General features: G+C 36.2%; 15 protein-coding genes. 11 read left to right on the top strand and 4 right to left on the bottom strand.

Annotated elements, in window-relative coordinates; translation table 11 throughout:
• Nucleotides 1–171: 171 nt before the first annotated feature.
• Nucleotides 172–1,101: a cysteine synthase A gene (gene cysK, locus U9M49_RS18610; RefSeq protein ID WP_095372207.1), complete on the bottom strand. Its 930-nt coding sequence runs from the start codon at nucleotides 1,099–1,101 to the stop codon at nucleotides 172–174.
• A gap of 181 nt (nucleotides 1,102–1,282) precedes the next feature.
• On the opposite strand from cysK, the gene thpR reads away from it, so the two are divergent.
• From thpR to U9M49_RS18590, 4 genes are all read left to right on the top strand, one after another.
• On the top strand, nucleotides 1,283–1,843 hold the full coding sequence (gene thpR / locus U9M49_RS18605; protein WP_307316718.1) for an RNA 2',3'-cyclic phosphodiesterase: 561 nt from the start codon (nucleotides 1,283–1,285) through the stop codon (nucleotides 1,841–1,843).
• Nucleotides 1,844–1,855: 12 nt separating this feature from the next.
• Nucleotides 1,856–2,803 (top strand): nuclease-related domain-containing protein, encoded by a 948-nt coding sequence (locus U9M49_RS18600; RefSeq protein WP_095372209.1) that lies wholly within the window; start codon nucleotides 1,856–1,858, stop codon nucleotides 2,801–2,803.
• A 720-nt stretch (nucleotides 2,804–3,523) separates the two neighbouring features.
• Nucleotides 3,524–5,650: a type I pullulanase gene (pulA, locus tag U9M49_RS18595; protein WP_307316720.1), complete on the top strand. Its 2,127-nt coding sequence runs from the start codon at nucleotides 3,524–3,526 to the stop codon at nucleotides 5,648–5,650.
• 146 nt (nucleotides 5,651–5,796) lie between these two features.
• Nucleotides 5,797–6,588, top strand: a complete 792-nt coding sequence (locus tag U9M49_RS18590; protein WP_095372211.1) for a phosphotransferase family protein — start codon at nucleotides 5,797–5,799, stop codon at nucleotides 6,586–6,588.
• Here the strand turns inward: U9M49_RS18590 and U9M49_RS18585 are convergent.
• Nucleotides 6,576–6,854, bottom strand: coding sequence for a YtzH-like family protein (locus tag U9M49_RS18585; RefSeq protein WP_307316725.1), 279 nt, complete (start codon nucleotides 6,852–6,854; stop codon nucleotides 6,576–6,578). The genes U9M49_RS18590 and U9M49_RS18585 overlap by 13 nt on opposite strands.
• A gap of 216 nt (nucleotides 6,855–7,070) precedes the next feature.
• On the opposite strand from U9M49_RS18585, the gene trmB reads away from it, so the two are divergent.
• Nucleotides 7,071–7,709, top strand: coding sequence for a tRNA (guanosine(46)-N7)-methyltransferase TrmB (trmB, locus tag U9M49_RS18580; RefSeq protein WP_095372213.1), 639 nt, complete (start codon nucleotides 7,071–7,073; stop codon nucleotides 7,707–7,709).
• A 418-nt stretch (nucleotides 7,710–8,127) separates the two neighbouring features.
• Entirely contained in the window at nucleotides 8,128–8,970 is an 843-nt protein-coding gene (locus U9M49_RS18575; RefSeq protein ID WP_095372214.1) for a YtnP family quorum-quenching lactonase, read from the top strand.
• A 66-nt stretch (nucleotides 8,971–9,036) separates the two neighbouring features.
• Here U9M49_RS18575 and U9M49_RS18570 read toward each other — a convergent pair whose 3' ends face one another.
• Entirely contained in the window at nucleotides 9,037–9,348 is a 312-nt protein-coding gene (locus tag U9M49_RS18570) for a PepSY domain-containing protein (protein ID WP_095372215.1), read from the bottom strand.
• Nucleotides 9,349–9,548: 200 nt separating this feature from the next.
• On the opposite strand from U9M49_RS18570, the gene U9M49_RS18565 reads away from it, so the two are divergent.
• Both U9M49_RS18565 and U9M49_RS18560 read left to right on the top strand, forming a co-directional pair.
• The gene (locus tag U9M49_RS18565; RefSeq protein WP_095372216.1) at nucleotides 9,549–10,622 is read left to right on the top strand and encodes a M42 family metallopeptidase; all 1,074 of its coding nucleotides are present in this window, start codon (nucleotides 9,549–9,551) and stop codon (nucleotides 10,620–10,622) included.
• A 112-nt stretch (nucleotides 10,623–10,734) separates the two neighbouring features.
• On the top strand, nucleotides 10,735–11,247 hold the full coding sequence (locus tag U9M49_RS18560) for a DUF84 family protein (RefSeq protein WP_095372217.1): 513 nt from the start codon (nucleotides 10,735–10,737) through the stop codon (nucleotides 11,245–11,247).
• Nucleotides 11,248–11,381: 134 nt separating this feature from the next.
• Here the strand turns inward: U9M49_RS18560 and U9M49_RS18555 are convergent, their stop codons facing one another.
• Nucleotides 11,382–11,828, bottom strand: coding sequence for a YtoQ family protein (locus tag U9M49_RS18555; protein ID WP_095372218.1), 447 nt, complete (start codon nucleotides 11,826–11,828; stop codon nucleotides 11,382–11,384).
• Between the two features lie 514 nt (nucleotides 11,829–12,342).
• Here U9M49_RS18555 and U9M49_RS18550 point away from each other — a divergent pair.
• From U9M49_RS18550 to U9M49_RS18540, 3 genes are all read left to right on the top strand, one after another.
• Nucleotides 12,343–13,377, top strand: coding sequence for a PTS transporter subunit IIC (locus U9M49_RS18550; RefSeq protein WP_095372219.1), 1,035 nt, complete (start codon nucleotides 12,343–12,345; stop codon nucleotides 13,375–13,377).
• Nucleotides 13,374–13,685, top strand: a complete 312-nt coding sequence (locus U9M49_RS18545; RefSeq protein WP_095372220.1) for a thioredoxin family protein — start codon at nucleotides 13,374–13,376, stop codon at nucleotides 13,683–13,685. The genes U9M49_RS18550 and U9M49_RS18545 overlap by 4 nt, the downstream gene beginning before the upstream one ends.
• A gap of 338 nt (nucleotides 13,686–14,023) precedes the next feature.
• Nucleotides 14,024–14,833: a DUF1444 domain-containing protein gene (locus tag U9M49_RS18540; protein ID WP_224938783.1), complete on the top strand. Its 810-nt coding sequence runs from the start codon at nucleotides 14,024–14,026 to the stop codon at nucleotides 14,831–14,833.
• Nucleotides 14,834–14,911: the final 78 nt, after the last annotated feature.

Here is a 14,911-nt window from a genome sequence, read left to right as displayed (position 1 = left end):
AGACACAAATGAAAACTAAAATAGGAAATTAGGGAATTAAATTGGGTACACACGAGGTGTGAAAGCTTGGTAAACTTGGTTAACGGGGGATCGGTTTTTAATTTAGGAGTGTAATAATAAAAAAGCCTGACAAATCTACGATAGCATTCGTCCGGCTTTCTAGCTCTATATTCAAATTTTAAATAAATCACTTGATAAATATCTCTCACCTGTGTCACAAACAATGAATACAACGACATCATCTGATGTTAAACCTTTAGCGACCTGTATCGCTGCGAAACAAGCTGCTCCAGATGATGGACCGACAAGGATGCCCTCTTTTCGTGCGAGGTCTCTTGTTGTTTGATAGGCGTCTTCGTCTGTGATTTGATGTATTTCATCATAGACATTTGTATTTAAGATTTCTGGTATAAAGCCAGGACTTGTCCCTACTAATTTATGTTTTCCTGGTTCTCCACCGGAAAGCACAGGCGAACCTTTTGGTTCTACAACATGGACTTGGAGTCCCTCATAATAATCTTTCAATACTTCCCCGGTACCTGTAATGGTTCCCCCTGTCCCTGCAGTAGCAACGAATGCAGACAAATCCTTACCTATTTGTTTCATCCCATCAATAATTTCAATAGCAGTTGAATGCCTATGGGCATCTGGGTTAGCATTATTTTCAAATTGCATAGGGATAAAGCTATTAGGAATTTGTTTAGCTAATTCTTTTGCTTTTCTGATTGAACCAGGCATTTTTTCATCTCCTGGTGTGAGAACAACTTCTGCACCGTACGCTTTTAATAAATTGATTCTTTCTTTCGTCATCGTATCGGGCATTACGAGTATACTTTTATATCCTCTAGCGGCAGCATTCATAGCAAGACCTATGCCTGTATTTCCGCTTGTGGGTTCAATAATTGTAGCCCCTGGTTTTAATAACCCCGCTTTTTCAGCTTTTAGAATCATATTATATGCTGCTCTGTCCTTTACGCTTTTGCTAGGGTTAAAAAACTCTAGTTTTCCATAAATAGTAGCCCCATTTTTAGGCCCAATTTTATTTAATTTCAATAGAGGGGTGTCTCCTATTAGTTGCGCTAAGTTTTCAACAACCTTCATTCAAGTCGCATCCTTTCTTCAATGCTTTACTCTTTATTATAGTTATATCATATTTAACTTATCAGTTATAAAGGAATTGCTTAAAGGCAAACATGACATCATACCTATGGAAAAATACTGAAATTCTTATCTGTTCTGATAAAATAGATATAGATAATCAAAAGGAATTGGGAGGATAAAGATGATGGAAAAGAGAAATCCTCATTACTTTTATGCGATTAGTATACCAAGAAATATACAATTAATCATAAAACAAAAATGTCTGGCAGTAGAGGCTGATTATCCGTTTAAAGATTGGGTACATGAATGTGATTATCACATTACTCTTGCTTTCTTAGGGAGTGCTTCTTTAGAAGTATTGGACGAAATGAACCAACTGATAGTTAATGATTTAAAAAATACTTCCCCATTTACGCTGTATCTTGAAGGTGTTCAAACTTTTGGACTTAAGGAACGCCCTCGTATTCTATGGTGTGATATACATAAAGAAAAGCAATTACATGAAATTCAATCCATTGTTAATCAAGTCTGTGGAAAGTATGGTTTCTCACGTGATAGAAGAAATTTCACACCACATATTACATTAGCTAAAAAATGGCAAGGTAAAAATCAGTTCACACATTTTCCGCCTATTATGGAAACACCGTTATCATTTGAAGCTACTGAAGTGGGTCTTTATGAAGTAAATACAGAGAGTAAGCCGAAATATAAAAGAATAGCAACATTCTCATTAAAAAGTTAAGGGGGTAGTAGGGTGGGGCAGTTAATAAAAATTGTCGATTGTATTTCACGATATGAGCAGAATATTTATTTATATCCATCTAGATTTGTAAAATTAAAAAAACAACAATGGGAACTGTTATTGACCCGTTTTGAAGAAGAAGGAAAAGAGTACCAACTCATAGAGGAAGAACCAGCTCAATATCATAAACCACGCTTGAAGGATAAGCTGCTCAATATTGTAAAAAGAAACAAGGAGACAATGATTGAAGAGGTGGCTGAAGAGGAAACGAATCATAATGAAGATTCATTTTCGTTTACCGCGGACTATCATGTGAGACCTACCTCAACAAAGGAACTTAAGCAAATGTACCTCGATCAATTATTTCGTACACAATTAAAGTGGGCAAGCTCAACCTTGTTTTCTGAATCATCTCTACCAAGAAGTTACTATTATAATGAACAGTTAAAATACTTGTTACAAAGGTTTCCAGATACATTCCTTGTCCTATTCCAGCCGATACTAAAGCTAGGTCAAGCACCGGTTTCTCTTGATACAATTATTCTCACACCGACGGAAGTAATCTGTCTCCATTTTTTAGACGGTGCTGAATTAACGGCTTATACCGGAAGTGCTGGCCGATTTTGGTTAGCTAAAAAAGAAAATGAACAGAAAATTTTAAACCCATTGATCTCATTAAACAGAACAGTCACAGTAGTCAAGAAAATTTTGGACAAACATGATGTCACTTTACCTGTTCAAAAGGTTGTTCTTTGCCGAGAAGGATATATTGATTATCCTTCAGTACCCTTTGATGTTACTTTAATTGATCGGAAAGAGTATCCGTCTTGGTTCATAAATAAAAGACAAACAAAAGCACCGTTAAAAAGTCAGCAGTTATTAGCAGCACAAGCCTTGTTGACTTATGCGGAAAGTATATCATTCGAAAGATCGGAATGGAGTGACATAGGGGAAGGGTAACGAATAGGCGATTAATCATTATTGTCTATCCATACGAAAAAAATGAAATAAGTGTGTCTCTCGTTCAGGCAAATTTAAGACAGCAAAGTCAAATACTCTTGTCCAGTAACAGGTCCGAATAAAAAGTGTTATTGGTTTGTAAGGCAGTGTTTGTACCATTCATGAACTGCATGGATGGAATAAGAGCTCGGCTGTTAAACTGGCCTTTTTCCATATAGATCGGGTAATGATTTGATAAGAGGTATTTTGAAAGTCTATTCAGCTAAACAAGCACTTAAATCACTGGTGAATAATATAGATAATGAAGAAGAGTTTTGATATCGGGTGAATTTAGGGATTAAATAACTCTATTTGCTATTTGTAAAAATAATGGGCTGTGGTTTGATGCTTAAGTTGCCTATAAGGTGAATCGGTTTATAAACCGATAGGAATAGAACCTGAGACTTTTTGTTGGCGTTACATATGATTTCCGCAAATGTCGTAGGAACTGTGGTGAGTACAGAGATGGACATTATTTATAATTGATTAGTATGCTCACATTGCAAAGGAAAGTAGGGAAGTATAAAGAAGTGATGTCACTTCTTGGACTTTCTATCTCAATGCGGCTTCCCGTTCATTTGATGTGCAGGATAGAGGGGAGAATGGCTTATCATTTCGCCTAAGAGATATTTCCAATCTAGCAAAGAGGACAATAATTAAATGAAGGGATGGGGGAGTAATATGAATGATAGTAAGAAAGCATTTTACGCGTATTTAGATCGATTAGATTTAGTCACATTATTACTTCCTTATGATTATCACCAGGGTCATTCAAAGTATTTTACTTATATCCATCGTGATGAAAGTTACGAGCTTGTGATAGAAGGAATAGAAGAAATTAATGATTTTCGCAAATACTATTGTTCTTTTCCTCATCCTTTTCCATTTGGGGCGATATGTTATATAGAAAGTGAACACGGAGATGTGATTGAGGTCGATATTGGGTCGGTGACAAGAACACCTGAATTTGATGAGCTCTTCAAATATGAAGGGCCTCTTGGATATGAATATCAACCGCATGCAACGACTTTTAAAGTATGGGCACCAACGGCAACTGCCCTACGATTAGAGTTACATCATGGCAATGATTCAGAAATGATTGAACTGAGTAGGAAGCAAAAAGGTGTTTGGCAGGTTACTGTATCAATGGATGTACATGAATGGTGTTATTGCTACCACATATGTGTGAACGGGGTTTGGAGAGAAGCTGTAGACCCATATGTAAAAGCAATTACTCCAAATGGGCAATTAGGTGTCATTATTGATGAGAATCGATATAAACATCCAAAAACAGCACGCCCATCCTTCTCAATGATGACAGATGCTATTATTTACGAAACGCATATTCGGGATTTGACCATTCATCCAAATAGCGGTGTCCGCCACAAAGGTTTATATAAAGGCATAGCTGAAGAGAACACTGCTAACGTAAAAGGAGACTCTACAGCGCTCAATTATATGAAAGAATTAGGTATAACACATATCGAATTTTTACCATTGAATCATTTTGCTGGAGTTGATGAGACTAGACCAGACGATTGTTATAATTGGGGATATAATCCTCTTCATTTTAATGTGCCACAAGGAAGCTATGCCTCTAATCCTGCCACTCCTTATACAAGAATAAATGAATTAATCGGACTCATTGATGTCATTCATCAAAAAGGTATAAGGGTCATTTTAGATGTTGTCTATAATCATGTGTATGAAAGAGAAACTTCCTCTTTTGAAAAAATTGTACCAGGTTATTATTTTAGACATGATCTAAATGGTACTCCATCAAATGGTACAGGTGTCGGAAATGATATCGCATCTGAAAGGCATATGGTAAGAAAGTTTATTGTTGATTCGATTACTTATTGGACCAACACTTTTAAGGTTGATGGTTTTCGATTTGACTTAATGGGTATTTTAGATGTGACAACGATGAAACTTATCCGGAAAACGTTAGATGGCATTGATTCGACAATCCTTGTTATCGGTGAAGGTTGGGACTTAAATACACCTCTCGCTAAAGAAGAGAAAGCGAATATTCATAATCAAGATAGGCTTGGTGCCATTGCACAATTTAATGATCAGTTTAGAGATGGAATAAAAGGGAATACATTTAATCTATACGATTGTGGATATGCACTTGGTAATCACTATTATTATCAAACAGCTAAAACAGTATTGAAGGGGAGCATTGGTCAACAAGGGATATTTAATGAACCATTTCAGACGGTTAATTATGTGGAAGTACATGATAATCATACATTATGGGATAAAATCCATATATGTTTTCCTGAAGACACAGATGAAAGTAAAAGACTAAGACATCGATTAGCAACAGCGATGGTTCTTCTTGCACAAGGGATTCCTTTCTTGCACAGTGGTCAAGAGTTCTTTCGAACAAAAAACGGTGAAGGGAATAGTTATCGTTCACCTGATTGTGTGAATCAATTGGATTGGATGGCTAGGAGTAAATATAAAGAGAATGTTGAATATGTAAAAGGATTAATTGCTTTCAGAAAAAGGTATGCGATTTTACGTTTATCCAGTACGAAGCAAATTAATGAAGCGGTAAGTTTTCTAGATATTGAAAAACCACTACTGGCGTATTTACTTTCACATCATAAGTTTAATGAGGATGTATTATGTTATTTTAATCCAACTGAAAAGGAATATGAAATTTCCTTACCATATGGGCAATGGAAATTATATGTCACTCAAAATCAAGCCTCTCCTCATTCGTTAGGTAACTATTCTAATATTACTTTGCCTCCCTTTTCCTGCTATTGTTTTGTTCAGGAAAAAGTAACTTGCTAAAAACTCTTGAAAGAGATAAAATTTATAAAGATAGCTATTGTTGAATTTGTATCAATAGCTATTTTTATTTTCAATTGAAACTTTAAGTGTGAAATTGTTTAATACAGCTATTCATAAATGGCGTAGTAAATTGCAGGTGAACTATTTTGGAAAATTTATTCGGGGATGACTGGCGGATTATCCCGGCTGGTGGTGCAACTGGAGAAGCCTATTATGCACAACATGATGAACAGCGATTATTTTTAAAAAGGAATTCTTCTCCTTTTCTAGCCGTGCTTTCTGCAGAAGGAATTGTCCCGAAGCTTGTTTGGACGAAAAGGATGGAGAATGGAGATGTATTTACTGCTCAGCAATGGATGAGTGGTAGTGAGCTTAGGCAATCGCAAATGAATAGCGAGAGAGTAGCCAAGCTGCTAAAGAAGATTCACTCATCAAAACCATTGCTTGCCATGTTAACTAGGTTAGGGAAATCGGCCATCCATCCAGAGACAGTATTACAATCACTATTAACGGAATTGGATCAAGACTTATTGGAAATTCCATTAGTAGCTGAGTCACTAACATTTTTAAAAGACACAGTGAATGCGATTGAAACGGATGTAACGACTGTGTGTCATTGTGATGTGAATCATAATAATTGGCTATTATCCGAGGATAATCAGTTGTTTTTAATAGATTGGGATGGAGCAATGATCGGTGACCCGGCTATAGATATTGGTACATTATTATATGCCTATATTCCATATGAACAATGGAGTGAGTGGCTTCAGTTATATGGCATGGTGTTGACGGAAGATTTGCGATTGCGCATGAAGTGGTATGCATTGTTCCAAGCCTTGGATAGTATTCAATGGCATAAAAGTAAATTCCGTTTTCAGGAAATGAATAATCTAATCCAAGGGTTGGAAAGAAGGCTTCATTTAGATTATATTAGTTGATTCATTGTGTCGACCCATTGAGCGAGTTCATCTTTGCTAGAAGAAATATGCTCGTTTAGGTCAGATGATTCTATACCGTTTTTACTATATTGGTCAACATCATTTAATAAAGGAAGTAAATCTTGATGAATAGTTTCTTGGTTTTGTAGGGATTGTACAAGCCTAGCAATTTGTTCACATTCTGATTTGGAGCCACAGGTATCTGTGTGATGGTTCCTTAATAGATCCTGCAGCAATGTTAATTGGTCTTTTTGACTAATTGGCATTTTACTCACCTTTTTTCTTTTTATGGAATCACAACTAGATTGTGATTCCTTTCGTTTTTTATACATGCTAAAAACCGTAATGACAAAAGAGGTTTCACCATGGGAAGTAGTGAGTGTCTGCAAAACTGCATAGTAAGCTACCCTTTTAAAGGAGCTTGCACACTTTTACATTGCATGTTATCTTTTGAAAGATGAATTGAATATAGAGGTGTAATTATGCGACAAAGAAATAAACCGTGGGCGAGAGAAAAACTTGCCAATTATCCACAATACATTATCCAAGAGCCAAAAGAACAAAAAGGAAAGTGGCAAGTGTGCTTTGGTAATAATCGTCCACTTCATATCGAAATTGGTACGGGAAAAGGTCGTTTTATTACTGGAATGGCAAAACAGAATCCTGAGATTAATTATATTGGTATTGAATTAGCGGAGAGCGTCATTGTAAGTGCGCTAGATCATATTATTGAAGAAGAATTACCAAATGTAAAACTGATGAATATCGATGCAGCAGAGTTACGGGAGGTATTTGAGAAAGGTGAAGTAGATCGGATTTATTTAAACTTCTCAGATCCGTGGCCTAAAAAACGACATGCAAAAAGAAGACTAACTTATCAAACATTCTTATCTCTTTATGAAGATATTCTACCTCCTCAAGGAGAGATTCATTTTAAAACAGATAACCAAGGTCTTTTCGAATATTCTTTAATGAGTTTCTCTCAATACGGAATGATATTGAAATATGTCAGCTTAGACCTTCACCAGAGTGATTATGAAGGAAATATAATGACAGAGTACGAAGAAAAGTTCTCGAATAAAGGTAGTCGTATTTTCCGATGTGAAGTGCAATATCGATAAGGTGAAAATGCCGCTTCACTTAAGAAAGGCTCAGAAAATAGTAACAGGTCTTTATCGTCATGTTGTGTTGGTGATAAAGGCCTTTTTCACTTCTCTAATCATGTTTCTTTGAGTAGACTGCATATCAAGAGTATGTGTTCAAAAAAGCGAAGAGAATACGAGTTTCGTACAAAATCGAATATATGAAAAATTGAAGAATTGTAAGCACATCGATCCTGTAACGGAAGTCAACGGAAAGAGAGTTTCTATGTGAACGATGAATCTCTATTTCTCCTCCTGATTTCAGAACTTTTTAGTGACTATACCCAGTGGCTTAACTGAACTTGTTTTTCTTTAATTAATGGAATACTGCTTAATAATAGATTTCTTAATATTGCGTAAATATGATAGACTAATGGTGTGAAAGGGAGGGAAAAGAATGGAGACTTTACAAATAGACGATATAAAATTAACTTGGCTTCGTGGTGGTGTCAATCATCTAGATGGGGGAGCGATGTTCGGTGTCGTTCCGAAACCATTATGGTCCAAAAAGTATCCTAGTAATGAAAATAACCAAATTGAGCTACGAACAGATCCTATCCTCATACAATGGAATAATCAATTGCTGTTAGTTGAAAGCGGTTTAGGGATTGGGAAGTTTACAGATAAACAAAAGCGGAATTACGGTGCATGGGAAGAATCGTTTATAGAGGAAGACTTAAGGCAACTAGGTTTTACGACGTCGGATATTGATTATGTTCTTATGACTCATATGCATTTTGATCATGCTTGTGGTTTGACTAAATTAGAAGGAGAATCCTATCATTCTGTATTTCCGAACGCGAAGATTATTTGTTCACAAATCGAATGGGATGAAATGAGAAATCCGAATATTCGCTCACGTAATACATATTGGAAGGAAAATTGGCAGAGTATACAAGAACAAGTAATAACATTTGATAAAGAATGGAGTATGGGACCTGTTCAAATGATTCATACAGGCGGCCATAGTGATGGACATAGCATCATTATCATTGAGGGAAAAGAAGAGTTGCTTATACATATGGCCGATATTATGCCAACACATGCGCATCAAAATGTGCTATGGGTATTGGCGTTTGATGATTATCCGATGGATTCTATCTCTGCAAAACAAAAGTGGATGAAGATAGGATTAGAAAAAGAAGCTTGGTTTAGTTTTTATCATGATGCCTTTTATCGAGCAGTTAAATGGAATCAAGAGGGGAAAGAAATCATCGCAGAAATTAAAAGAGCCAAATAAATAATGAATGCCTGTGCCCATCAACGCATCTGCGTCGATGAGGCTCAGCGCTCATTTAGGAATAAATTAAATAGGATAAGCGTCAATAATGACACCTGTTTTTGCATCGGCAACAAATTCATATTGTTTTACGTCTTCACCAGTATATCTGGATATGCCGCCTTTATACACTTCATAATGTAATTCTTCCTTTTGATAAGGTTCTTTTTCCATATGAATCCATGAACCACTTATTTCCCCATTCTCTTTGAAGGCATCTTTTGCATTTTGTAATGCCTTCTCAGGTGACGCTGCTATTTTCTCTGTCATTACCTCGCGCGTAATATATCCTCCAACAAGACCGACCCCTACACCTAAAACAAATGATTTCCAACTCATAATTAAACCTCCATTATTAAAAAGTATCTACATAATCTTTTAGATGTTTTGCTATGCTAATTGCTTCACTTTTATCTTAGCAAAGAATTGAATATTTAAAAACTAATTAACTTTCCTAATGGTGGCACCCGTCATAAAAGTTATGTAGAATGGTAATATACATAGGATTCAATATAGTCAAATAATAGGAGTGGGAAATAATGAATGAGAAGACTTTAGAACTATTTAAAACATTAACAGAACTTCCCGGAGCAGCTGGTAACGAACACTTAGTTAGAAATTTTATGAGAGAAGAGCTTAGTAAATATTCAGATGAAATTGTACAAGATCATTTAGGAAGTATTTTTGGTGTGAAAAAAGGTGCTGAAACAGATCCTACGATTATGGTTGCAGGTCATATGGATGAAGTAGGTTTTATGGTAACTGCTATTACAGATAATGGCATGATCAGATTTCAAACATTAGGTGGCTGGTGGAGCCAGGTATTATTGGCACAAAGGGTGCAGATTATGACTGCTAACGGACCGGTAATTGGGGTAATTGGTTCTATCCCTCCTCATTTATTAGATGATACGGCAAAAAATAAGCCGATGGATATAAAGAATATGTTGATTGATATCGGGGCTGACAATAAAGAAGATGCAAGAGAAATCGGTATCAAACCGGGACAACAAATTGTTCCTATTTGTCCATTTACACCAATGGCGAATCCGAAGAAAATTTTGGCGAAGGCTTGGGATAATCGCTATGGGTGTGGTCTTGCTATCGAATTACTTGAGGAGATAAAAGATGAGAAACTACCTATTAATTTATGGTCTGGTGCGACTGTACAAGAAGAAGTAGGCTTAAGAGGTGCAAAAACAGCTGCTAATATGATTAAACCGGATCTTTTCTTTGCGCTTGATGCAAGTCCTGCCAATGATATGACTGGTAAAAAGGACGAGTTCGGACAGTTAGGGAAAGGTACATTATTAAGAATACTTGATCGCTCAATGGTTACACATCGCGGTTTGAGAGAATTTATTCTAGATACGGCTGAAAGTCATCAGATTCCATATCAATACTTTGTTTCTCCTGGTGGAACGGATGCAGGCAGTGTTCACTTAACAAATAATGGTGTCCCAAGTGCAGTTGTTGGTATTTGTTCAAGATACATTCATACGCACGGTTCAATTATCCATATAGATGATTATGCTGCTGCGAAAGAACTACTTGTCACATTGATAAAATCACTTGATCGCACAACAGTTGAAACCATTCGTCAAAACAGTTAGAATTTCAAATAAGTAACATGGGACTTCTTTACAAGAGGTCCTTTTTAAGTTTTGCATTGGCAATGAGTATATCAGGATGATTTTTAATATATTTATTTTAGGAGGGGCTATCATGAAGATCTATATTGGATCGAAAAACCCTACAAAAGTACAGGCCGTTAAAAATATTTTCATTGAAAATAGTGATGTTATTGCTGTTGATGTTGCATCTAATGTAGCTAAACAACCAATGACTGATCAAGAAACGATTCAAGGAGCAATTAACAGGGCGAAGGGTGCCTTATATGAAGGCGATGGAGTCATTGGCATTGGCCTAGAAGGTGGTGTACAGCAAACAGATTATGGTCTATTCTTATGTAATTGGGGTGCACTTGCAGTAGAAGGGCATACGCCAATTGTTGCAGGTGGAGCAAGAATTCTTTTACCAGATTCTATAGCGCAGCGTCTGATTGAAGGAGAGGAACTGGGACCAGTCATGGATGATTTTACGAATAAAAATAATATCCGTAGCCAAGAAGGAGCAATAGGGGTATTTACAGAAAATCAAATCAACCGCGAAGAAATGTTTACCCATCTTGTTAAGCTATTGTATGGTCAATGGCAATATCGCAATAGAGGTGAATAAAGCCTTTTGCAATAAATTAACCAGCCCATTTCATTTTAGGGCTGGTTTTTATTTAAGATGCATATGATGTGTTTTCTGCAAAAGTCTCAAAAATATACCCACCACATGAATGGTGGCAGGTAGGGAATAGTCTACTATTTTTCCTCAAAAATATAAGAAAGTACTTTAATGGCCTGATTAACCGTTTCCACTGTAACATTTGCTTTACTTGATAATTCTTTCAGAGGGTGGTGGAGTTCTTCTGGCCGAATGAGGATAAGCGGTTTGTTTTGGTTGATTGCTGCACTTGCATCCATAGCAGTATTCCATTGCTTATACTTTTCGCCAAATAAGGCAATCACTAAATCAGATTTTTTCAATAAAAGCTCAGTGCGTAAATTATTGATATTTGAAGCTGCTTCGTCTTTGAAAATAGCATTAGGCTGCTTACCAAGGATTTCCTCCCCAATGAAGTCACTGCGATCGTGATTCTCCATAGGTCCGAAAAAATGAACCGGTAACTGTAGTGATTTGGCTTTATCCTTCAGTTCTTCACGCCAGTTAGAATGAATTTCCCCAGCTAAATATACATTCAGTTCCATTGTCTTCCTCCTCTACACTTTTACTTATTCTAACATCAAATGGATTGATAGTGAAAATATGTGCACTGCTTATTTTGTTTGATACTGTATGTGCTAAATGGCTATTTTCTGTTCCGATGCTTAACTCCTTTCTAAAAATAAAAGTTACCCTTTACTTAATGTCGTTCATCTATTGAAGAACAGATCTTTCGAACAATCGCGCATTAAGATAGTCTATTTCATTTCATTATTAGAAGGCTTGTATGGCGGCTAATTCTAATGGTATTAACTATTTCATCAAATGAAGTATGAATATGAGAAGATGAAGAAAGAATGTGGACAAGTATCTACTGAACGTTTTTGAAGAAATACAAATGGTCATACCATTCATTTTATTTTTGAATGGTATAAAACTTTAAGGTTGTAACTCCCTCTATTAACATCTTAATGAAATAAAAATTAAGATATTACATATGTCTTTACATGTGATAAGATAATATGGTGTTAAATGAACATAATGATGGAGGAATTATACATGAACGCTTTTCTTAATAAGAAGGGAGTAAAACTGTCTCTAAAGGTATATTTTATAGACGCTATGGGGAGTATGGCTTTAGGATTGTTCTCCACTTTAATTATAGGGTTGATTATTAAAACTATTGGTGAACAATTACAACTAGGCATGATTTCTAATGTAATGATTGAAATGGGTACAATGGCAATGGGGTTAATGGGTCCTGCGATCGGGGTTGCTATTGCGTATAGTTTAAAAGCGCCTCCTCTCGTCTTGTTTGCTTCTTTATTAAGTGGGGCAGCTGGTGCGGTATTAGGTGGACCAGCAGGTAGTTTTGTTGCAGCAATCATCTCTACTGAACTAGGCAAACTAATTAGTAAGGAAACAAAGCTTGATATTATTGTGACACCTTTTGTTGTTGTGTTTTCCGGATATAGTGTAGCGTCTTTAATTGGTCCTTTTATAGATCTTGGAATAAAAAATCTTGGAGCATTGATTATGTGGGGGACAGAGCAGCAACCACTAGTGATGGGAATGATTGTAGCTGTACTAATGGGTCTCGCTTTAACAGCCCCTATATCAGCAGCAGCTATTGCGATGATGCTTGATTTAAATGGTATAGCTGCAGGAGCAGCAACAATTGGTTGTGCTGCTCAAATGGTTGGATTTGCTGTCTCGAGTTATAGGGAGAATAAATTTGGTGGCCTTGTTGCACAAGGGCTAGGAACTTCTATGTTGCAGGTGCCAAATATTATGAGAAATCCATTCATACTCATCCCACCCACAATTGCAGGGCTTTTACTTGCGCCAATTGGCATTATTATTTTTAATATGGAAAGTATTGCTGCTGGTGCGGGAATGGGTACGAGTGGCTTAGTCGGCCAAATAATGACTTTTACAACAATGGGATTTAATCTTACTGTACTATTAAAAGTGATTGTAATACATTTTATTGGACCTGCAATCATTAGCTTGATAATATCAGAATATATGAGAAAAAAAGGCTGGATTAAATTCGGCGATATGAAGCTTGATATGGGAGATGAAAAACAATGAGAAAATTAGCGTCAATGGAAGAGTATGAGCAATTAAAGGAAAACGGAAAATATATTTTAATGTTTTCAGCACAGTGGTGCGGGGATTGCCGGTTTATTGAACCGTTTATGCCTGAAGTAGCTGATAAGTATAAAGAGTTTACATTTATTTATGTAGATCGCGATGAGTTCATCGATCTTTGTGTGGAACTTGATATTTTCGGCATTCCGAGCTTTGTAGCTATCGAAAATGGTAAAGAGCTTGGTCGTTTTGTCAGTAAGGATCGTAAAACACAAGATGAAATTGAGGAATTTATTGCAGCGCTTTAAAAATAGATTTGCACGGCTCCTTATAAGGGCCGTTTTTTTATTTTTACAATACGAATTTGGAGATCATCGGTGTTATTTCTTGTTCACACCACGAATCAATGACAATCTTGTTTGAATGGCAAATGAATCCACCCTGTATATCAATAAAAGGTATTTTGTTCATTCCTTTATATCGTTTTTCCCACGAAATAGTTTGGTTGTTTTGATAGGATAGATGGAGATATTTGTTCTACATGGATAATAGCCATATCATCGGTTATGGAAGCGGGACACTTTTGTTTCTGCTCATTTTAGTGTAAACTAAGTACCGAAAATCTTCCCTGTAAGGAGGGATAAGAATGAAGAATAAAATGACAAGTAAGCGTATGAAAGAAGAATTAGAAAAGCGTCTTCATAAAGAGGATCGCCTAATGACTTTCGATAGAGAAAAAGATCAATTACGTATAGAAAATAAACATACTGGCAAAGGGATTACGATAGAATTGCCTGGCATTGTCGCGAGATATCAAGAGCAAAAGGAAAAAGCAATTGATGAGGTTGTTTATTATGTAGAAGAAGGCTTAGAAGCCATGACAGGAGAACAACGTTTTTCCGGTAAAGAGAAAAACATTTTTCCCGTTATTCGCTCAACTTCCTTTCCACTAGAAACAGGTGATGAAGTACCCTTTGTATATGATGAGCATACCGCAGAAACGCGAATTTTTTATGCACTTGACTTAGGGAGCACTTACCGATTAATTGATGAAAAATTGCTTCAAAAAGAAGGCTGGGAAAAAGAGCGAATAAAAGAAGTTGCTCAGTTTAATGTTCGGTCGCTTTCTACAGAAATGAAAATAGATCAAGTAGCTGGTAACGATTTTTATTTCCTCAATAAAAAAGATGGGTATGATGCTAGTCGTATCTTAAACGAGTCTTTTCTCAAAAATATGGCGACAAAGGTCAAAGGAAATATGGCTGTAGCTGTTCCTCATCAAGATGTATTAATTATTGCTGATATTATGAATGAAACAGGATACGATATCCTGGCACAAATGACAATGAGCTTTTTTGCAAGTGGTCATGTACCAATTACAGCTCTGTCTTTCTTATATGAAGATGGGGAGTTAGAACCAATATTTATTTTAGGCAAGAATAAAAAGAAACAATAACCATGGAAATGGGTCGCTATAGGCGGTCCATTTTTCATTTGTGTGTCATCTTTTTCAATGATATCAAAAACTTATCAA

Source organism: Cytobacillus sp. OWB-43 (assembly GCF_034651445.1).
In the GTDB taxonomy this organism is placed as follows: domain Bacteria; phylum Bacillota; class Bacilli; order Bacillales; family Cytobacillaceae; genus Cytobacillus; species Cytobacillus kochii.
The sequence above is the reverse complement of the archived record's forward strand: the minus strand, read 5'-3'. Positions and strand labels throughout refer to the sequence as shown.